General features: G+C 65.3%; 18 protein-coding genes. 7 read left to right on the forward strand and 11 right to left on the reverse strand.

All coding sequences use genetic code 11. The features are described 5' to 3' along the window. Positions 1-36: 36 nt before the first annotated feature. A complete protein-coding gene (locus SGCZBJ_RS21400; protein ID WP_101719953.1) occupies positions 37-1,779 on the forward strand; it encodes a DNA methyltransferase in 1,743 nt (580 codons plus the stop codon). 272 nt (positions 1,780-2,051) lie between these two features. Here SGCZBJ_RS21400 and SGCZBJ_RS21405 read toward each other — a convergent pair whose 3' ends face one another. Both SGCZBJ_RS21405 and SGCZBJ_RS21410 read right to left on the reverse strand, forming a co-directional pair. Further along, positions 2,052-2,714, reverse strand: a complete 663-nt coding sequence (locus SGCZBJ_RS21405; protein WP_101719954.1) for a hypothetical protein — start codon at positions 2,712-2,714, stop codon at positions 2,052-2,054. Beyond that, positions 2,714-3,883: a hypothetical protein gene (locus SGCZBJ_RS21410; protein ID WP_133149306.1), complete on the reverse strand. Its 1,170-nt coding sequence runs from the start codon at positions 3,881-3,883 to the stop codon at positions 2,714-2,716. The genes SGCZBJ_RS21405 and SGCZBJ_RS21410 overlap by 1 nt, the downstream gene beginning before the upstream one ends. A gap of 296 nt (positions 3,884-4,179) precedes the next feature. On the opposite strand from SGCZBJ_RS21410, the gene SGCZBJ_RS21415 reads away from it, so the two are divergent. Both SGCZBJ_RS21415 and SGCZBJ_RS21420 read left to right on the forward strand, forming a co-directional pair. Then, positions 4,180-5,439 (forward strand): HlyD family secretion protein, encoded by a 1,260-nt coding sequence (locus tag SGCZBJ_RS21415; protein ID WP_133149307.1) that lies wholly within the window; start codon positions 4,180-4,182, stop codon positions 5,437-5,439. 7 nt (positions 5,440-5,446) lie between these two features. After that, positions 5,447-7,570 carry a peptidase domain-containing ABC transporter gene (locus tag SGCZBJ_RS21420; protein WP_101719957.1) on the forward strand — a complete coding sequence of 708 codons (2,124 nt, stop codon included), beginning with the start codon at positions 5,447-5,449 and terminating at the stop codon, positions 7,568-7,570. Positions 7,571-8,014: 444 nt separating this feature from the next. On the opposite strand, the gene SGCZBJ_RS21425 is transcribed toward SGCZBJ_RS21420, so the two are convergent. The 5 genes from SGCZBJ_RS21425 to SGCZBJ_RS21445 all read right to left on the reverse strand — a co-directional run bounded on the left by SGCZBJ_RS21425 (position 8,015) and on the right by SGCZBJ_RS21445 (position 12,659). After that, positions 8,015-8,383, reverse strand: coding sequence for a hypothetical protein (locus SGCZBJ_RS21425; RefSeq protein WP_101719958.1), 369 nt, complete (start codon positions 8,381-8,383; stop codon positions 8,015-8,017). A 246-nt stretch (positions 8,384-8,629) separates the two neighbouring features. After that, entirely contained in the window at positions 8,630-8,836 is a 207-nt protein-coding gene (locus tag SGCZBJ_RS21430) for a hypothetical protein (RefSeq protein WP_101719959.1), read from the reverse strand. A 52-nt stretch (positions 8,837-8,888) separates the two neighbouring features. Next, positions 8,889-9,014, reverse strand: coding sequence for a hypothetical protein (locus tag SGCZBJ_RS21435; RefSeq protein WP_101719960.1), 126 nt, complete (start codon positions 9,012-9,014; stop codon positions 8,889-8,891). A 368-nt stretch (positions 9,015-9,382) separates the two neighbouring features. Next, on the reverse strand, positions 9,383-11,449 hold the full coding sequence (locus SGCZBJ_RS21440) for a glycoside hydrolase family 65 protein (protein ID WP_101719961.1): 2,067 nt from the start codon (positions 11,447-11,449) through the stop codon (positions 9,383-9,385). 37 nt (positions 11,450-11,486) lie between these two features. Beyond that, the gene (locus tag SGCZBJ_RS21445; RefSeq protein ID WP_101719962.1) at positions 11,487-12,659 is read right to left on the reverse strand and encodes an alpha/beta fold hydrolase; all 1,173 of its coding nucleotides are present in this window, start codon (positions 12,657-12,659) and stop codon (positions 11,487-11,489) included. A 255-nt stretch (positions 12,660-12,914) separates the two neighbouring features. Between SGCZBJ_RS21445 and SGCZBJ_RS21450 the strand changes: the two genes are divergently transcribed. After that, positions 12,915-13,499, forward strand: a complete 585-nt coding sequence (locus SGCZBJ_RS21450; protein WP_101719963.1) for a DUF4142 domain-containing protein — start codon at positions 12,915-12,917, stop codon at positions 13,497-13,499. Positions 13,500-13,564: 65 nt separating this feature from the next. Here the strand turns inward: SGCZBJ_RS21450 and SGCZBJ_RS21455 are convergent, their stop codons facing one another. After that, positions 13,565-14,488: an SDR family NAD(P)-dependent oxidoreductase gene (locus SGCZBJ_RS21455; protein ID WP_101719964.1), complete on the reverse strand. Its 924-nt coding sequence runs from the start codon at positions 14,486-14,488 to the stop codon at positions 13,565-13,567. A gap of 166 nt (positions 14,489-14,654) precedes the next feature. Next, positions 14,655-17,000: a PAS domain S-box protein gene (locus SGCZBJ_RS21460; protein ID WP_101719965.1), complete on the reverse strand. Its 2,346-nt coding sequence runs from the start codon at positions 16,998-17,000 to the stop codon at positions 14,655-14,657. 95 nt (positions 17,001-17,095) lie between these two features. Here SGCZBJ_RS21460 and SGCZBJ_RS21465 point away from each other — a divergent pair, with 95 nt between their 5' ends. The 3 genes from SGCZBJ_RS21465 to SGCZBJ_RS21475 are packed head-to-tail and all read left to right on the forward strand — an operon-like array spanning position 17,096 to position 18,697. Then, positions 17,096-17,380, forward strand: a complete 285-nt coding sequence (locus SGCZBJ_RS21465) for a hypothetical protein (RefSeq protein ID WP_101719966.1) — start codon at positions 17,096-17,098, stop codon at positions 17,378-17,380. Between the two features lie 18 nt (positions 17,381-17,398). Next, entirely contained in the window at positions 17,399-17,602 is a 204-nt protein-coding gene (locus SGCZBJ_RS21470) for a hypothetical protein (RefSeq protein ID WP_101719967.1), read from the forward strand. Next, positions 17,603-18,697 carry a PAS domain-containing protein gene (locus tag SGCZBJ_RS21475; RefSeq protein ID WP_101719968.1) on the forward strand — a complete coding sequence of 365 codons (1,095 nt, stop codon included), beginning with the start codon at positions 17,603-17,605 and terminating at the stop codon, positions 18,695-18,697. Positions 18,698-18,859: 162 nt separating this feature from the next. Here the strand turns inward: SGCZBJ_RS21475 and SGCZBJ_RS26590 are convergent, their stop codons facing one another. Further along, positions 18,860-19,252, reverse strand: a complete 393-nt coding sequence (locus SGCZBJ_RS26590) for an excalibur calcium-binding domain-containing protein (RefSeq protein WP_420808185.1) — start codon at positions 19,250-19,252, stop codon at positions 18,860-18,862. Positions 19,253-19,342: 90 nt separating this feature from the next. Further along, positions 19,343-19,879: a hypothetical protein gene (locus tag SGCZBJ_RS21485; RefSeq protein WP_101719969.1), complete on the reverse strand. Its 537-nt coding sequence runs from the start codon at positions 19,877-19,879 to the stop codon at positions 19,343-19,345. Positions 19,880-20,326: the final 447 nt, after the last annotated feature.

Genomic DNA, 20,326 nt, shown 5'->3' on the forward strand with positions numbered 1-20,326 from the left:
GTGTGTATAAATATCCTTCCTTTAGGGGAGGGCGGAATGCGGAGACTCTATTTCGGAGACAATCTCGAGATCCTTCGAGATGTGAGCGCCCATAGCGTCGACTTCGTCTACCTGGATCCGCCGTTCAATAGCCAGGCGCGCTACAACGTGCTTTTCAAAAGCCCAAAAGAGGATGTGGCTTCGGCCCAAGCCTCGGCATTCGTGGATTTTTGGTCCTGGGGCGTAGAATCTGAACTCGCCTACCATGACCTGCTTACTAAGGTGGGCGGCCCCACGGGCGTCTTCGTGCAGGCGCTACGCAGCGCTTTGGGCGAGAGCGACATGATGGCCTATCTGGTCATGATGGCGGTGAGGCTTCACGAGCTGCGGCGTGTGCTCAAGCCCAGCGGCGGCCTGATGTTGCATTGTGATCCGACGGCTAGCCATTATCTTAAAATACTATTGGATGGAATATTCGGGGCTGTCCACTTCAAGAATGAGATCATCTGGCAACGCTCGATGAGCAAGTCGCTCATGAAAAGAAGATTGCCCTCCAATCACGATGTTATTCTTTATTACGCCGGGCCGGAAGGTGTGTGGAATGAACGCCGCGCCTTTATGCCCTATCAGCAGGATTTGCTGTCAGCGAAGACGGCTGAAAAGTATTCTTCTATAGATGGTGAGGGGCGTCAGTTTCAGCTAACAAGTCTCATCAACCCCGCTGCTGATCGCCCCAACCTGACCTACGAGTTCCTGGGCGTTACGCGAGTCTGGCGCTGGACGCGTGAGAGAATGCAGGAAGCCTACGAGGCCGGACTTGTCGTCCAGACTGCACCAGGGCGTGTGCCTCGACTCAAGCGGTATCTCGATGAGCAAAGGGGCGTCGCTCTCAGCGATGTATGGCCCGACATCCCGCCCTTGAATTCGCAGGCGCGCGAGCGCCTAGGATATCCAACACAGAAGCCTCTGGCGCTCCTGACGCGAATTCTGGAGCTGACAACGACTGCGGATAGCACTGTGCTGGACCCGTTCTGCGGATGCGGAACCACTGTGCATGCCGCCGAAGCACTCGGCCGTAATTGGATCGGCATCGACGTGTCGATCCATGCCGTTCACGTCATTGAGCGACGCTTGGCTGAGGCCTTCGGTCAAGCACGTGTTCCTCGAGCCGAGGGTATTCCGGCTGACTACGATGCTGCTGAAAGGCTCGCTCGAACCTTGCCGTTCCAGTTCCAATGGTGGGCCAACTACCTCGTCGGCGTCCATCGTCTGCACGAGGTCAAGCGAGGAGCTGATCGCGGGATTGACGGAGAGCTCTTCTTTCCCAACGGGCCGGGGCGACCCTATGGCCGGCTTCTTACCTACGTCAAAGGAGGCAAGGTTGTTACGCCGGCGATGGTCCGAGAGTTTCGCGGCGTACTAGAACGGGAGGGGGCGGAAATGGGCCTTTTCATATGCCTTGATCCGCCTAGCGCAGCGATGGTGCGCGAGGCTGCGACTGCCGGACTCGCAGGCACCGTGCACGGGAAAATCCCGCGTCTTCAAATTGTCAGCATCAGCGACTGGTTTCGAGGTCAGCGGCCTCAGCTGCCACCGACGGAGCATCTACCTTACGCTGCGTTCTCCACGCCCGTTAAGCGTTCGCAGAAGACCTACAAGCCGGATCCAATCCAGCGCGAACTTCCTCTTTCGTTCGTTGGCGGAAAAACCAGTGCCGTTGCCCACCTCAATCCTGTGATGGTCGCGCGCGACCTCGACGGTGGACGGTCGGAAGACGGCGCCGGAGCTGCTAGCGCCTAGGTTAGCGAAACGGTCGAGATGGGTTCACGCCATTGAAGGGCGAAAGCTGCCTTCCCAGGTCAGAGTCGAATGTCGCTTTTCTGAAGGTAAGCCAAGGGCAGCAAATGGCGCTGGCCCGACTGGCAGTACGAGTCGGACGGAGCATCGGCGATGCATCCTTTGCCGCGACCGTGCTCTTCTGGCTACGGTCCTGAGCCCGTTGCCCCTCGCCAGGAAAGCGTCTGCGAAGCGGCCGGGAAGATCGCTTCGCAGGCTCGCCGATCCCACCACAGTCAGTGGAGGGGCGCCGGTAGGCGGTACCACTGCAATTGACCTTGGCCGGCGGCGTCGGGCCGGGTGAGGATCACCAGGGCGCCGGGGCCGCCGTGCAGTCCGGGCGTCACGGCGATCTTGCTGGCGGCCAGGGGGAGGCGGCCGAGGTCGGTGACCTTGCCGCCCGCCCGGTAGGTGATCAGCCGCCCCTTGTCGCCGCCGGCATCAAGGCAGGCGGCGATGTAGGCGCCCGGCGCGTCGGGCTGCACGATCGCGTCGGCGACCGCGCAGCGGGCGCCTTCCGGCGGCGGCGGTGCCTGTTCGGGCAGGACGCGGTCGTGGTTGAAGCCGAGGTCGCGGGGGGAGACCCCCTGCGCCACGCTCCTGACGCCGACGATCGCCTGCTCGCCCGCCGCGGCGGGGTCGGTGCGGTACTTCCAGGCGATGAACGAGCCGTCCGTCAGCCGGGCAACGGAAAGGTCGCCGGCGAAGCGGTCGATCCTGGCGAACAGGTCGGGCCGCTGGTCGATGACGATGCTGCGCATCAGCTTCAGATCGGCAGCCTCTCGCGCAGCCGCGGCGGGCGCCTTGGCCTGATCCGCCGCGAACGAACACCCCGACTGGCCGACGGCCAGCAGGGCGGCCGCCGCCGCGCTCAGGGCCAGCTTGCGCAGGCGCGGCATCAGCAGTTGCCCCCAGGACCGGCGTTGGCCGTGTCGGGCGTCAGCGAGGACGGCGAGTTGAGCACGTCTACATCGCCCTCGGGCAGGTAGCCGTGTCCGACGTTGGGGAACTCCGACCGCAAGTCATAGCCGAAGAGCGCGGCCAGGCTGGCGGCGACGCTGTTCATGAACTGCTCATTGCCGGCGAACTGAGTCGAGTTCTCCCATGCCACGCCCGGGGAATTGGCCTGCCAGTCGGCATAGGCCATCGCGTGGAGCGCCTGGCCGTTCGCGGTCGAGTGGGCGAGCTCGTGGAAGAAGTACCAGACCTGGCGGGCGTCGGTGACCAGGTAGTTGTCCAGATAGCCGTTGTAGACTGTGTTGATAGGGTTGCCCCCGTTGGCGTTGGCCGAGCCGCCGTATCCCGGCGCAGGCGTGATGCCCGTGACGATCCAGTCGGTTAACGACCACAGCTGCTTCAGCTCCACGCCGTTGGTGAATGCGCCGCCGACCAGGGAGGAATTGACCTCGAGGCCGTCGGGCAGCGCGCGCACGCGATCGGACTGGGATTCGATCGCCTTGGAGAATTCGGAGGCCTGGTCGCCGGCGTCGGGCGCGGCCGTCGCGGCCGCGTCGAACTCGATCTGCATCTCGCGGCAGTCCGGCACGACGATGCCGCCCAGGATGCCGCCGCCCGTCGTGGCGCTGCCCTGGCCGTGGAAATGGATCAGCTGGCCGACCAGGGTGTTCTGCATCGTGGAGTTGGGGGTGACGACGATGCCCTCGACCTGGTTGGGGGTCGGAACGGTGATGAACAGATCGACGAACGAGGGGCCCGACACGCCCAGGAGGTTGGCGGTGTGGGTGTAGGTGGTGGTGTCCGGAGCGCCCGGCGTCGCGCCGCCGAAGCGAACATAGACGGCTTCCATGCCGTCGGTCAGGTCGATCTCATGTCTGGCCCGGGTGTCTTCGATGCCGTGGACCGTGATCTCGATGGACTGCCAGTTGCTGGAATTGATCAGGTCGTAGGAGGTGAAGACGTAGATCTCCTCGATGAGGATCTGAAGCCACTCGTTCTTGTCGTAGTACGGAGACGAGGCCGGGTTCGAATTGAAATGGAGGGTGATGGGGCCTTCGGTGACCACCCCTCCGGAGACGGTCTTCAATTCAAGTACGGTAAGCGGACGCATCGCAACTCCCTACAAAACATTCCCGTCGGTGACGGCACGCGCGACCTCCAGAAATCAACCTGGAGTGACATATTGCAAGTCACTATTATCAGCATATAACCGCCATAGTGGTAAAGCTTCTTTCTACGCCGCTCGGCCTCCCTCCTTGTGCGGTGGGGCGCGGGGCGGGCGCGGGCCGGTGATCAAATGCGACGAACCAGACAGCCCGGGCGGGGCATAGCGTTTCCCAGGCCCGACGATGCGATCCGAAAAGGCGATCGCGCCTTTAGACCTCGGCTTTGGCGCTGAGCGGTTCGATGTCCGACTATCAAAAGCTCTTTCGCTCCGAAGCGCTGGCAGCGGCCCGCGACCGGCTCGGGGCGCCGGTGCGCTCGGCCGGCGTCGCCAACTGGGTGCTGACCACGTTCCTGATCGCGGCGGCGGCCAGCGTGATCGTCTTCGCCTGCCTGACGAAGTACGCCCGCAAGGAGACCGTCACCGGCGTTCTGGCCCCGGCCGAGGGGGCCATCCGCGTCTCGACCAACCGCCCCGGCGTCGTTTCTGGCGTACACGTGCAGGAGGGCGACGTGGTCGCCAAGGGGGCTGCCCTGATCACGCTGTCGTCGAACCCGACCCTGAAGGATGGACGGCGGCTGGGCGATGTCTACGCCGCCGTCGCTGACACCCAGCAGTCGGCGCTGCTGCGTCAGGCCGGCGCCAAGCAGGCGCTCACCGAACGCCAGCGCGACGAGATCGGGGCGCGGCGGGACGCGCTGCTGCTGCAGGAAAAGCGGCTGCGGGCCGACATCGTGATGCAGGAAGAGCGCGTGCGCCTAACCGAACAGACGCTGGCCGCGTCCGACACCCTGCAGAAGCAGGGGCTGATGCCGATGCTGCAGCACCGGCAGAGGCAGGAAGCGTCTCTGGCCGCCAAGCTGGCGCTGTCGGCCGCGCAGCGCGAGCTGGAGGCCATTCCGCCGGCTCTGGCGCAACTGGCCGCGCAGGACCAGAGGCTGGTCGCCGAGGCCGAGGACGTCGCCGCCTCGATGGCTTCCAGTGCGGCCGAGCTGTCCCAGCGCGATGCGGCCAACAGAACCGACACCGAGCTCGTGCTGACGGCGGGCGAGGGCGGCCGGGTCGCGGCTTTGCAGGCGATCCAGGGCGGGGCGGTGAACGCCGGCTCCACCCTGGCGGTGATCGTGCCCGACGGCGTTAAGTTGCAGGCCCAGCTATGGCTGCCTTCGCGAGCGGCGGGCTTTCTGCGGCGCGGCGACCGCGTGCGGCTGATGTACGACGCCTTTCCCTACCAGCGGTTCGGAGTCGGGCGGGGCAGGGTCGCCGACATCGCTAGGGCTCCGCTCTCGCCCGGCGAACTGCCGGTCGCCCTGAAGGCCGAGGAGGACCTCTACCGCGTCCTCGTGGAGCTGGATGAGCAGAACGTCGGCGCCTACGGCAAGCGTTGGCCCTTGACGTCGGGCATGCGCCTGCAGGCCGACGTCATCCTGGAGGAGCAGTCCCTCTGGGCCTGGCTATTCGACAAGGTTCGCGCCGCGCGCACGCGCGCCGCGCCGCTGTGAGTACGAGATGAGCTTTCTCCATCTGCGCCAGACTGAGGCGGCCGAGTGCGGCCTGGTCTGTCTGGCGATCTCAGCCCGGATGCTGGGCGACAAGCCCGACCTGGCGGAGCTGCGGCGACGCCATCCCGTTTCGCCCCGCGGCCTGACCTTAAAGGACATCGCCGCCATAGCCGGCGCGATGAACCTGGTGGGTCGGGCGGTCCGCTGCGAGCTCGACGAGCTGGTCCATCTGAACTGCCCGGCGATCCTGCACTGGGATCTCAACCACTTTGTCGTGCTGGAGCAGGTGTCGCGTGGGAAGGCGGTGATCGTCGATCCCGCCCTGGGGCGCAGGATCGAGCCCCTGGAGGTCGTGTCCCGCCGCTTCACGGGCGTGGCGATGGAGGTGACCGCCGCGCCGGCCTTCGTGCGGCGACAGGAGCGATCGCGCCTGAAGCTGACCAGCCTGTTCCGTTGGACGCCGCGCGTCCTGAGCGGTCTTGGCCAGGCGCTGCTGCTGTCGGCTCTGCTGCAGATCTACGTCATCGCCAGCCCATTCTACATCCAGCTGGCGGTGGACGAGGCGGCGGTCAAGGGCGACCAGGACCTGCTGGTCTCGCTGGCGATCGGCTTCGGGCTCTTCGCGGCCTTCAACGCCGGGGCCGAGGCGCTGCGCGGGTTCGCCCTGCAGCGGGTGTCGGCGCTGCTGGCCTGGGACATGACCCAGCGCCTGTTTCACCACATGGTCCGCCTGCCGCTGGTCTGGTTCCAGAGGCGGCGGCTGGCCGACGCCCTGACCCGCTTCGACAGCTTGGCGCCGGTCAAGAACCTGGTCGCCAATGGCATGGTCGGCTCGCTGATCGACGGCGCGCTGTCGCTCACCACCCTGGTGATGATGTTCCTGTTCGCGCCGCTGCTGGCCTGCCTGGTGCTGGCGGGCCTGCTGATCGACGTCGTCATCCGCACCGCGACGATCCCCTGGACCCTGCGCCTGGGCGCGGCCTCGCTTTCGGCATCGATCGCCGAGCAGGGCAAGCGCATCGAGACCTTGCGGGCCATGCAGACGATCAAGGTGATGGCCGCCGAAAGCGACCGCGAGGGCGATTGGTCAAACCGGCTGGCCGACACCATTCGCACGGGCCAGGCCAGCGGCGACGCCAGCGTCGCCGTTCGCGCGCTGCAGACTGGCGTCGACGCGGTGGGCCTGGTGCTGACTGTGTTCCTCGGCATGAAGAGCCTGATCGCCGGGGCCATGAGCGTGGGGGTGTTCTACACCTTCCTAGCCTATCGCAATCAGTTCCTGGCCGCCTCGCAGCGGCTGTTCGAGCAGGTGGTGAGCACTCAGCTGCTGCAGTTGCATACCCATCGCCTGGCCGACATCGCGCTGCATCCGGTCGAGGAGGGGATCAACAAGACGGTAGTCGGCGCTGAAGAAATCCGTGGGGCCGTCGAACTGCGCGACGTCAGCTTCGCCTACGCCCCGCACGAGCCGCCGATCCTGAGACGGGTCAGCCTGCGGATCGAGCCGGGAGAGTTCGTCGCCATCGTCGGCCCGTCGGGCGCGGGCAAGTCCACCCTGCTGAAGGTGGCCACGGGCCTCTATCAGGCCTCGTCCGGCGAGGTGCTGATTGACGGCCTGTCGCTGGCCAGCTGGGGACCAAGGGCGGTGCGGCGGAAGCTGGGCGTGGTCATGCAGGACGACGAGCTGCTTTCCGGCTCTATCGCCGAGAACGTCGCCTTCTTCGGCGAGGCCGTCGATATGGACCGGGTCTGGACCAGCCTGAGGGCGGCCAGCATGGAAGAAGACGTCATGGCCATGCCGATGCGGGCCGAAACGCCGGTGGGCGACATGGGCTCGTCGCTTTCGGGCGGGCAGAAGCAGCGGCTGCTGCTGGCGCGCGCCCTCTATCGCGAGCCGCGCATTCTGGTGCTGGACGAGGCCACCTCGCACCTCGACCTAGCACGCGAGCAGCGGGTGAACGAGGCGCTCAAGGCGCTTTCAGTGACGCGGATCATCGTGGCCCACCGCAAGGAGACGGTGGCGGCCGCCGACCGGGTCGTCGTCCTGGATCGTGGGGCCATCGTCGCCGATACGCGCCAGCCATCCGGAGGGCATGCGCTTGGTCCCGCCGGCCTGGTGCCGGCGACCTAGGCTCAGGACCCATTGTGTCGAGGGGAGCGATCTGATTTCGGCTTCTGAGGAGTCTGGATCATGAGTGACCTGTATTGGCCGACGGACGAGCAGTTGGCTCGGCTGGAGCCCTATTTCCTCAAGAGCCTCGGCAAGCAATGGGCCGCGTTGGCCGGGCGTCCGGCGGTCTATGGGTTGCACAAGACCCTCCAATCGCTCGAAGCGATGGAGCGAGGGGCTATACGGCGCCTAGGCGCTTCAAAATCCAGATCTCGACGAGACGTGATTCCGAAACCGGCAAATTCAACTCGTAGCTCAAGCTGAAATCAGCGATTTGGTTTGCACTCGGTCAATCGTCGCCTGAACGTCGCCTTTCTGGACACACGCTAGAGTCAGCTTCTGACGCGACCCGGCCGGCAACGCAGACATTCGGATCGACTGACGAGGCTGGGAAACAGTCGCTGCCTATTGCGGAACCTCGAAGCCGTTCATCCGAGAGAAGGTGCGAACGAGATCATCACACGCGACCTTCGATCCCTCGCAATGCACGCTCATCTTTATCGAGACCTGGCTGCCCTTTTGCACCACTTGGCGCTTCACCACGGCAGGGTATGCAGAGTAGCCACGGGGGGAAAACGACCAGATCGTCATTGCCGCCTCGTCGGTGGCGATGTCCCATCCATTCTGGACCGTAAAAGCCACGCCGGGCTTCGTTTTCAGGGCGATCAGCGCAGCCGAGACGGTGTCATATTCTATTGCCGGACCGGAAGTCTCAGGAAGGGCGGTCTGAGCCGCGCAGATTGACGTAGTTGCAGTGATCAGCGCCGCCAGCAAAATCGCCGCAACTCGCGATTGGGTCTTCAGTGAGCAAGCAATCATAGGCTGGACGCTATCCAGCGAAGCTTTGCCTGTCTATGTCCGCTAAGGGTCGATCTCGCCCTTGTGCCGGGTGAGCTGAAGGTCCGGTTCCTGGAGGTGAATGTAGGTCAGCAACTGGCGCTATCGCGCCGGCAATACGGACATCACTATCGGCCATAAGGGAGGAAACGGGGCACGCCCAAAGATGCAATCATGGCTTGGCTAACTAGGGACAAGCATCGCGGTCTTCGTGAACCTGAGGATCGCCCGATCATATTCGTCGTAGATTTCGACCGCGGTGTAGGCGGGACAGCTGCGGATTTCTTCGGTCACCGCGGCGGCGAGCGCCTCGCCAGGTTCGCTGAACAGGACAAGCAGACGCGGCGCCATCGACGCCGGCATGTGGATATAGCAGAAGTAGCGGGTCATGGCCGCTTGCCCCCGGCAAGGTCGTCTCGACCGCGGCGAGAACCCCGGGCGATCAGGACTTGGTCCCCCGCAGGGCGTCGGGATCGATCGGGCGGGGCCTGGAGTTTTGGCCCGAGGTCGAGCGCGGATCGTTGAAGCCCTTTGGTGGGGACGAACGCGTTCCAGGATAGGTTTTCATCTAGTCGCCTTTCTTGGCGCGCCGCCGTCGCGGCGGAGGATCATTTCTTTCGCGATCCAGCCATCGCCAAAGAGGCCGACGGCGCGGCGGCGATCACCTTGGGCTTGATGGCCTTGGGTTTGCGGACTTCTCGGTTGCCTTTGGACAAGCGGCGTTCCTTTCGATGGCAATGAGGGCGCGCGACGAGCCGGCCGAGCAAAAGCTCGTGGGGGCCATTGCGAAGGTAATGGGTGGTGGACGCGTCGGGATCTTGGCGCACCGACGCCCGGCGAACCGACCTGACGGCGTGATTACGCGCCGCAGAGCGACATTAGCATGAACGCTTGGTCCCCTGGGAAATGATTGCGCCCCGGCGACAATCTTCCGGCTCATGATAGGGGCTCCAGCACGGCTGTTTCGCCCTGCCTGGCGACCAGTCTCATCGGCCGCCCCCTGATCCACAGCCGGTCGATCTCGATGGCGGTCCAACCCGCCGGCAACATGACGGTTCGTTCGGCCCAGGCGTTCGGTGTGTCGGGACCGGGCCGCAGGCCGGTGAAGCCCAGGATCAGGCCTGTCAGGAAACCGCCAATGTTTGCGAAGAACGGGCCCGCCTGTGGTTGCTCGGGGAAACGGTCGGCGCGGTATTCCAGTGTCTGGAGAAAGCGGCCGGCGCAGAACCGGGCGTAGCCGTCGTCGAGCAGTTTCAGCGCCAGATCCCGATCGCCGAGACGTGCGGCCCAGGCTCCGTACAGGGCCGAAAGCATCGGGCTGCCGACATAGTCCTGGGCCATGCCGAGATAGAGTTCGAGCGTGGCCTTCTCCTGGTCCGCAGGCAGCGGAAAGCCGAAGGGAAACAGCCCCATCAGCGGATCGGGCGTCGCGCCCTTTTCCTCGTCGACGCGATAGGCGTCGTGGGAAATCACAGCCTTGCCACGCATAGGAATGGTCATGCCGTCGGCGATCCGGGCCCAGGCTGGATCAGCCTGGAAACCGAGCGCTTCGGCAGCGCGGACGGCGTCGCGCAGCACGACCACGGCGGCCATGTTGGTGAAGGCGGCGTTGGCTACGGGCTCTTCACGCTCGGCTATGCCCATCGATTCCAGTATGGCGTAGCCATCGCCGGTCCTGGTCGTGCGCGTGGTGAGCCATTCGCATACGCCCGATAGTACGGGCCAGGCGCAGGCGCGCAGGAACTCCCGGTCGCCGGTGACGTCGGCGTAGAGTGCGAAGGCGCGCGCGACATCGAGCGAAACGTGGTCCTCGTGCCAGGCGGCGGAGCCAGGCAGGGGCGCGGCCTCCTGGCCGCTAGCCGGCGCGCTCTCCCACGGAAACTGCAGGCCGCGCCTTCCCATCAGTTGGGCGGTGCGCCGGGCCCCGTCGAGCTTGGCGGATCGGTAGTCGAGCAGGGCTCGGGCCGCCTGGGGCTGGAGCATGCTGAGCGCAGGGACGGCGAAGGCCTCGATGTCCCACATCACGTGGCCAAAATAGTAGTGATAGTCGTGCCAGGTCGCGAGGCCGAAGATCGAGGTCGAGGCGGGCGAGGAGGCGTGCACCGAGCTGTTGAGGTAGAAGACGGCCGCGTCGGCCAAGCCCTGCCAGTCATCGCTCGCGCCCTTCAGCCGGATGCGGCCTTTCCAGAGTTCGTCCCACTCGGCCCGGTTCTGGGCGCGGATCGTGTCGAAGCCATCCTTGGCGGCCTTGGCCGCCAGGCGCGCGGCCTGCTGGTCGGGCATGTCGTGCAGGATCCGCGGCACGAGGCTGGCGATCTGGCGCAGGCGAACCGTTCGTCCAGCGCGGGCGCGCAGGTCGTACTGGCTGACCAGCCTGTGGTCGCGCAGCGGCGGCTTGTCGGCAGACTCGTCGCCGGCGCCGCGTAGTTCGGTGACGAAGGCCACGCCGCAGGTCGAAAGGCCGCCGGCAGACTCCCAAAGCAAGGTCCCGTCCGTCGCGGGCGGGTCCTGGCCCGGGGTCTTGCGGTCGGATCTCAGCGCCCGGCCGTCGGCGCCGGAGGCGTCGACGATCGCGCGAAGGCCCAAGGCGCAGGCCTTGTCGACGGTGACGGCGATCTCCTGGCAGACAAGGGTGGGGTCGCGCCGGCTGCAGAAGGTCAGGACCTCGACCCTCGCTGTGCGTCCCGTGGCCTGGAACGTGAAGCGAGACGTCAGTTCGCCGGCCGAGAAGTCATACGCCTGCTCCAGATCGAAGATCTGATGCGGAACGTCCGACAGCCAGACCCCGTTGAGGGCCAAGTCGCCAGCGATGGGGTAGGGGGCGACGGCGGCGGCCTCGATCCGTCGCTCATAGTGCTCGCCGCTGTAGCCGCTGAGCAGGGCCATGCCGGTCGTCAACGGAACGTCCCGAACCCGCAGGCCGACCAGGCCGTTAGCGACATAGGCCGGAAGCTCGCGGCGTGCCGCCCCCTGGACTTTCTGCGGGTTGATCGGCGCGCTCATGGTGTGCTCGCTGGGCGCCGGCTATCGGGGCGGCCGATCACAGGCTGGCGGCCGATTTCGAGGCGTAGGGCGGGACGGCAGGCTCGCGCAGATGAAGCTCGCAGAAGGCGGAGATCTGGGCGTTGTAGAGATCGGGACGTTCCAGGAAGCCCATGTGGTTGGCCTGGGCGATCGTCTCCAGCTGGCCGCCGGGTGTGGCCTGCGCCAGGGTCTGGCTGGCCCGGGGCTCGGTGACGATGTCGGCGTCGCCGGTCAGGATCAGGGCCGGCACGGTGATCGCCTGCAGCGCTCCGTCGGCCTCCCAGCGGAACATCGCCAGATTGCCGCGCGCCTGGACGGCCGGCGGATTGCGGGTGGCGAGTAGGGTGGTCTGCTCCAGCTGGCTGCGGGTGACATGGCGGGCGAAGCCCAGGCGATTGGCTAGGTGGGCGGCCCCGCTCAGATAGCTCTGCCATGCAGACAGCCAGGCCAGCGGCTGCAGCCAGATCGTCAGCCTGAACATGGGCTCCAGCAGGGGCCATCTTAGGGCCCTCGCCAATGGGCTGAAGATCATGGTCTCGAGAGGATTGGTGTAGGTGGTGTTGACCAGCACGATCCCTGCCACCTGGCGCGCCATTACCTGCGGATGGTCGCGGATCAGGGTCTGAATGGTCATGCCGCCGATGCTGTGTCCGACCAGGACCGCGGGCCTGTCGCCGGCCAGCGAGAGGATCGTCTGCAGGTCGCGGGCGAAGTGCGACAGGTCGATCGCGCCGGTGGCGGGCTTGGAGCGGCCCAGGCCAGGCAGGTCCCAGACGATCACCCGGAAGCGCTGGGAGAGCGCGCGGCGGAGATAGAACCAGATACTGCTGTCCAAACCCCAGCCGTGGGTCAGGATAACGGTGGGCGCGTCTTGCGGCCCATGCATCTCGACATACAGGTTGGAGCCTGTGGGACTGGTGATTTCTTGACCGGCGCTGCGTTCGGGTCGGGTCGGGTCGGTGTCTGGACGTGCGACCAAGACGGGGACGATCCAGCGGCCGCAGAGCGACCATGCCAGCATCCCCAGGCCCAGCCAGAGCCGCCACGCCTCTCGAATGTGGTGGGTCTGGCCGAACCGATCGGCCAGCCAGTAGCCGTCATACCAGGACCAGAGCAGATAGCCGCCCATCCCGAGGACAATGAGGGAGGCGAGTGAAAGCGCAAGGCGCGCCAGGACGATCAAGGGCATGGCGGCATTCCAGGTTTTCTCCCACTAGGGGGAGCACCTAAACCGATGGCCGGAACGGCTGTTCCACAGGCGAAGGTTGTCGGCGAAAAGATTCGCGCATGGCTCCAGGCGGCGTGAGATTGCAACCATTGATCGACGGGAGCCGTTTTCAATGCGCCGCGAGTGCAGCCTTCCGTCCCGGACGGCGTGCGCACGGCTAGTCAGGCGTGTCCCGCTGCGGTCCTTTCCGCCCGAGCCGCCTGTAGGAAACCCACAATGAAATCAATCGCCTTGGCCGCGCTCTTGGGCGCCGCCTCGCTGATCGTGGCGACCGCCGCGACCGCGCAATCCACCCTCCCGTCCACGACGGGCAGTTCAACGAGCGCCAGCGTTGGCGCTATGCCGGTCCACGGGCTCGACGCGCCGGCCTTTTCCGCCGCGGCTTCAGACGCCAACCAGTATCAGATCGCCGCCAGCCGCCTCAGTCTGGCGCGCTCGCAACGCGCCGACGTCAAGGACTACGCGCGGCGCATGATCTCAGCCGGTGAGACCGCTCAACAGACTCTGATGGCGTCGCTTTCGAACGATCAGCGCAAGATCGCCAAGCCTGCCAGGACCCTTTCAGCTGAGCGAGCCTCGATGCTGGAAATGCTGCGCAAGACGCCGCGTAGCGGGTTCGACAACCTCTATCTCACCCAGTCGGCTAATGTTCAGCAGGCCAACTGGGCCGCCTACAAGGGCTATGCCGAAGACGGAACGGATCAGTCCCTCAAGCAGGTCGCCGGCAACGGCGTCCCACTGATCGAGGCGCAACTGCAGCAAGGCGGCGCCCTGCTGCCCGCGTCGCTTCTGTCGTACTGAGGTCGTCGGGCCAGGCGAGCGACTCTCGCCTGGCCCTTCGCCAGACTCGAGGCCGGGATCAAGCGCTATGCGCGAGCGGCGTCCTCGCGTTTCATGCGTTCGCGGATGCCGCCGTCGATGATGAGCCCGTCGGCCTGCGAAACGTGGATTGATCCACTCGTCGCCGCCAGGGGCGAGGCCTTGGCCATCTCAGACTGCGCGATCCTGGCCGACAGGCGCTCGGTCAGGTCCGGGAAGATATGGTGCGAGAGGTTCGAGGCGTGGGCCTTGGGTCCGACGGGCTGTTCTTCCTTCGGGTCGGTGCAGGCCGCGACGATGGCGTCGATCACGATCTGCGGGTCGTCCATGGCCGCCATGCGCGGCGCATGCCCGCTGTAATTGGCCGCGTGGGTCCACCAGGGCGTGTCGACCGCCCAGGGCATGATCGTTCCCACCTTGATGGCGTCGTGACCGGCCAACTTCAGGTCCTCGTTCAGCGACCGGCTCAGGCCGAGCACGGCGGCTTTCGAGGCGGCGTAGGAGGCCTGGTAGGCGAGGGGGACCTCGCTGTCGATCGAGCCGACATTGACCAGCGTCCCCTGGCCCTGGGCGATGAACTGCCGGATGGCGGCGTGGGCGCCGAAGATCAGTCCCTTCAGATTGACGTCGATGACGCGAGCGTGGTCCTCGATCGGGATATCCCAGAACAGCCCCAGGGCGCCGATACCGACGTTGTTGACCCAGACGTCGATGCGGCCGAACCGCTCGATCGCGGCCGTGGCGAGCCTGGCGATGTCGGCGGGATCACTGACGTCGCCGGGAACCGCGATCGCCGCGCCGCCGGCGGCGGTGATCTCTGTCACCAGGCCGTCGAGCATGTCGCCGCGGCGAGCGATGACGACGACACGGGCGCCGAGGCTGGCCAGCTTGAGCGCGGAGCCGCGACCAAAGCCGCTGGACGCTCCGGTGACGACGATGACGGCGCCGGTGAGGTCTTTTTGATCGGTCATTGGAAATCTTAATCCACCTTCGGATTGGAGGCGGGCTCAGCCAACGGGGCGCTGGAGCGACGGTTCCCCGGACGATGCGATCCGGCGCTGAGTATATGTACGGCTGACTGTCCGGTTCCTGGAGGCGTATTAACGTCAGCAACTGGCGCTAGTCGTCCCTTTCGCGTTACGCTTTTCGTTCCTTCCGCGCGGGGAGCAAGGGAACGACCTTGGCGAAAGCTCCAACCTTAACCTCTGACAACGCAAGCTCGATGGCCGCTTTTAGCGCCTCAAGACTGTAGGGCTTTCGGAGGATGCGGAACTCACCGCCAAGGTTCTCGGCGGCCTGGCTGTACCCCGTGGCCAGCAGCACCGGCAGGTTCGGATGGCGCTCACGCAGCAGCCGCGCCAGCTCGAGGCCATCCATCTCGCCGGCCATGACGATGTCGCTAAACACCAGGTCGGGCGGAGCGCCGTGCTGCAAGGCGCTCAAGGCCGTGGCCGCATTGTTCGCAACGCGCACCTGGTGCCCGAGCCGCTCAAGCAGCCCGGTCGCCACGTCGGCGACATCGGGATTATCCTCAACGAGCAGAATTCGGGCCGCGCCGACCTCCGCGCTCGGCTCGGCCAACAAAGCCTTCGTGGAGGCCTCGCCGTGCGACCTTGGCAGCAGGATCGAAAAGCGCGTGCCCTTGCCGAGAGTGCTTTCGACCCGAACGTCGCCGCCGGCTTGCTGGGCGAAGCCGTAGACGTGGCTAAGGCCAAGCCCGGTGCCCTTGTCGATGTCCTTGGTGGTGAAGAAGGGCTCGAAGATCTTGGCCAGGATATCGGGCGCGATACCGGTGCCCGTGTCGGCGATCTGGATTTCGACAACTTCGCCGCTCAGTTCGCTCGAGGCGTCGGCCAGATTCGTGTTGCGGGCGGAGATGGTGAGGCGACCGCCGGTGGGCATGGCGTCCCGGGCGTTGACGGCGAGGTTGAGGATGGCGAGATCAAGTTCGCCTTGATCCACCTCGACGGGCCAAAGATCGCCGGGAAGGTTTAGCTCCAGATCGATATTGGGCGGCAAACTGGTCGCCACCAGTTCGCGCACGCCGCTCATGCGCTCGGCGAGCGGGGCGATCGTGGTCTGCAGGCGCTGGCGCCGTGCGAAGGACAGCAGGTGCCGGGTCAGGTCCTGACCGCGTAAGGCGGAGGTCTCGATCGCATCGAGGGCGCGATGGGCCTTGGGATCATCGCCAACCTTGCTGCGGAGCAGGTGGGCCTGCCCGCCGACCACCATCAGCAGATTGTTGAAGTCGTGGGCCACGCCGCCCGTGAGCTGGCCCAAGGCTTCCATCTTCTGGTTATGCGCCATCCGCTCGCGCGCCTGATCGAGTTCGGCCTGGACGCGCTTTTTGTCGGTGATGTCGCGAGTGATCTTGGCGTAGCCGACAAGGCGTCCGGCCTCGTCGCGTATGGGATCGATGACCACGTTGGCCCAGAACAGCGTGCCGTCCTTTCGAACCCGCCAGGCCTCGGCCTCGAACCGGCCTTCCGTCGCCGCCTTGTGCAAGCTCTGCAGGGGCAAGCCGGCGGCGCGGTCCTCCGGACTATAGAACTTGGAGAAGTGCTGGCCGACGATCTCGCTGGCGTTGTAGCCCTTGATCTTCTCGGCGCCGGCGTTCCAGTTGGTGATGATCCCGTTGGGATCGAGCATGTAGATGGCGTAGTCGACCACGCCCTCAACAAGCATGCGAAACTGCCGCTCGCTCTGGGCCAATGCTTCCTCGGCCGCCTTGCGCTCGCTGATGTCGCGCGTGATCTTGGCGTAGCCGATCAAGCGACCCTGATCGTCATGGATCGGATCGATGACGACGGAGGCCCAGAAGCGGCTGCCATCCTTGCGTAGCCGCCAGCCTTCGCCTTCGAACCGCCCTTCGGCCTTGGCGGTCGCCAGGGCGAGCGCCGGTCGACCCGCGGCGCGATCATCCGGCGCATAGAAGGCGCCGAAATGGCGGCCTACGATTTCATCGGCGTCGTAGCCTTTAATCCGCTGGGCGCCGCGGTTCCAGTTTGTCACGACCCCGTTCACGTCCAGCATGTAGATGGCGTAGTCGACCACCCCCTCGACGAGATAGCGGAAGCGCCGCTCGCTCTCGATCAGCGCCTGCTGGGCCGCTCGCTGCTCGGTCATGTCCCGCGTGACCTTGGCAAAGCCGACCGGCGCGCCGGCCTCGTCGCGCATCAGATGCAAGGTCGCCACGGCCCAGAACCGGCTGCCGTCCTTGCGCACGCGCCAGCCCTCGCTATCGATCCGGCCTAGCGTGCGCGCCTGCATGATCAGGCGCCGTGGAAGACCGTCGCGGCGATCTTCGAGCGTAAAGAACCGGCTGAACTCCTCGCCTTGGATCTCGTCGGCTGTATACCCCTTGAGATTTTGGGCGCCGCGATTCCAGCTGGTCACCCGGCCTTCAAGGTCGAGCATATAGACGCCATAACCCGTCAAGGACTCGACGAGCAGCTCGAACCGGTGATCGTCAGAGGACTTCATCGTCGAATCTTTTCTTTCCCGGACGATCTCGCCCGTGACGTTGACAGCCTTGGGCTTAGAAGAAAGGGTTCGGAGCCCTTCACGGAGAGTCTGCGGTGCCCGAAGTTGTAAAGCTAAGCCCCACCGATGATCCCTTCGACCGCCGGTCGAAAACGCCGCCGCCGCAAGGACGGTTCCCGAACGGCGCTGATGATCTGCCCTACAGCGTCGAGCTCTGGTCGGCGGATAAGAACCTGCTCGAGCAGGTGATCGCTGTCAGCGCTTCGCCTTCGATCGGCTACGCCGCCTACTACGCCGCGACGCGGGAGTATCCGGGCCGGGTCATCGTCTTGCGTCATCTCGACCGCGTCATCAGCCGATGGGACGCCAAAACGCAATAATCATCGCGCGCCTCCCCAATGGCTTCTCAGCCCTCCGACGACGCCATTCCGTTTGCAGTCGAGCTGCGGCGCGTCGGCGCGCCGACGCGGGTGCTCGGCCGCGGCGCGACCCCCATGCTCGCCGTGGCGATCTTCGAGGCCGCGCTCGCCGCCTATCCTGGCGAGCGGGTCGTGTTGATCTGCGGCGCCGATATCATGCGCGACAGCCAAGTGACGAGCTGAATGCCCCAGAGTTGGAACGGTGACCTGGCGGCCTTTCAGGCCGTGCTCGGCGGGGCGAGAATGCCCACGATTCTCACGGACGCGACGCAGGCCGATCATCCGATCATCTACGCCAACCAGGCCTTCCTCGATCTGACGGGCTATGGGCGCGACGATGTTCTTGGGCGCAATTGCCGTTTTCTACAGGGGCCGCTGACGGACCGGAAGGCCGTAGCGCGCATTCGAGAGGCGCTCAGGCAAGAGCAGCCCATCTCGATCGAGGTCCTCAACTATCGGGATGATGGATCCAGCTTCTGGAATGCGCTGTTCATCGGCCCTGTGTTCGATGGCGCCGGGCGCGTGCGGTATTTCCTTGGAAACCAGCTTGACGTCACGGAGCAGAAGGCGGCCGAGGAAGCGCTGCACCAGAAACACAAGATGAAGGCTGTTGGCCAGTTGGCGACGGGCATGGCGCACGTCCTGACCAATCTTCTTCAGGTGGTCGTTGGCGCCTTGGAGTTGATGGCGCCCAAGTTCCAGGAGGCGGGGGTTGCGCGTCGGGGCGCGCGCGCCCTCCATGCCGCGCGCGACGCCGCGGAACTGGCTCATCAGCTTCTGGCCTTTGCGCGCAAAGCTCCCCTGAGCCCACGGCCGTTGGATCTCGTCGATACCGTCCAGAGGATGCAGCCCCTGTTGGAGGCTACGGCGGAGGCTCGTCACCTTCGTCTCGCCTTTGACGCTTCGCCACGACGCGCCTTACTTGATCGCGCCCAGTTTGAGGCGGCTTTGCTGAGTTTAGTCGTTAACGCCCGTGAGGCGACCACCGAGCAAGGGCAGATTGTCGTCAGGGTTCAAAACGGCGATCTGGACGGGGCGCCGGCTGTAAGCATCCGCGTCGAGGACGACGGCGACGGCATGGGACCCGGCATCGTGGAGCGCGCGGCGGAGCCCTTTTTCACGACAAAGCCTTCGCCGCGCAACGCTGGTATGGGCTTGGCCATGGTCGGAGGTTTCGTCGCTCAGTCGCGGGGGCGCCTCGAAATTGAAAGCGAGGCCGGGCGGGGAGCGCGTGTCGCCATGGTGTTTCCAGCGACACTGACAGAGGTTGTCGTCTAGGTGCGCGCTATTGCTGCCGACCTAGGCCCTTGCACGAACGTCCTTATTCCGGAGGCAAGCCAACGGCAGCTGTTGGCGCTGCGCTGTCTCAGGACCAACTTATCGACTGGCCGCGCGCGGTGACCGGGAGCCATCTCAGGGAGAGTAGGGCCGGTGCCGCAGTCACCATCGCCTGCTGCGGCCTCGATAAGGCTCGCAAGCCAAACCGTCACCATCTCCGTCCATGCTCTCTCGATAGGAGGGATCCCACGACGGTATGCTTTCGCGACCCGCCGCTCGGGCCGCGTTGCAGCCGCTGAAGTGTTGGTCGGCGGGCAGCATGGTCCGGATTTGCGCTGCTGACATCTGGGTCAAGCCCGCCGCTTGCGGAGACAGGGCAATGAGCGTCAGACCGAATGCGATCGCGGCGACCAGAGCCACCACGGCCGGGAAGGGAAGTCGCGATCTCGGGCGACGATGCATGCGCCGACCATCCCACGGTGAGCTTAGCTTTCGGTAAAGCTCCGCTGACCCGTCTGTGCGACGGCGGGAAGAGAGGGCTCTAAAGGTCAGCATTGGGGCCGCATGCCAACGTCCGTTGATGGCGCGACCCCGCCGGAAATGCAGACCTCCGGACCGACCTAGATGGGTGGATGGCGGACGTAGCTACTGAAGCGGCGTGGCTTTGAGCGCGTCTTGGATGAGCCACTCATCATCGCCCGCGCCGCATATCGCAGCTTCTAAGTTGGCGCGAGAGGCTGGACGACGGAGCCAAGCTTCGAAGATGGGACGGTGCAGCGCTGGAAGCTCTTCCCAGAACGGCGGTATATCGTTCTCCAGGCCCCGGAGGTTGGCGGCTTGTATGCTCTGGGCCAACTGCAGGGTTGCATTGGGCTGTGGAGCGGCGGCCCAGATCTGGAGCGCCTCAGATATATCGGCTCCCAGGCGCAGGTCGGCGCAGAGCCATTGCTCCGCGTCAGCAGACTCCGGACGTTCGGTGACGGCTTGTTCGAAAGCAGCACGAAAGAGCGCCCGGACCGCCCGCTGCTCCGAGGCGGGCCATCGATCGAAGCCCGCGTAGATGATCTTGCCGGCTAGAGCCTCCGGGATTGTCCCTTGATGCGCGCAATCGCCCTGAACAGCTAGCTCAGCGATCCGAGGCAGGAAGTGCTTGTAGTGTCGCGGCTCCCCAACGGTGGTCATCGCCCAACCAGAGTATGGACCAAGAACTTCGCACGTCAGCTCTCGCAACGGCGCGCCGGTCAAGCGTCGGAGAAGGTCGGTCGGTCGGCCCGGCGCTGCTTCCCAGCTGGTGGGCATCGGGTAGCAGGCGAGCGCCGCATAGAGCGCGTCAAGAGCAGCACGAAGAGGTGGATGGGCGAGCATGAATTGTGCAGTGGCGTTACCTACGCGCGATCGTAGAGCAGACTTTCCGACCGTCCGACAAGGGTCGAGAGCGGCCGAAGACGCCAACGGTGCTATGTCCGGAGTCGGACGCGAAGCAATGTCGGCTACGCGCCGCCAGCCCGTGAGGCGCTCAGGGATGATAGAATGAGCCGAGGGGAGTAGCCAATTCGCAGGAGGCGAACATGGCTCAATTTGACCTCTTCCTTCCCCCAAAGCGGCCCTGGAACACCGGCCGCGTCATTG

This window comes from Caulobacter zeae, assembly GCF_002858925.1.
In the GTDB taxonomy this organism is placed as follows: domain Bacteria; phylum Pseudomonadota; class Alphaproteobacteria; order Caulobacterales; family Caulobacteraceae; genus Caulobacter; species Caulobacter zeae.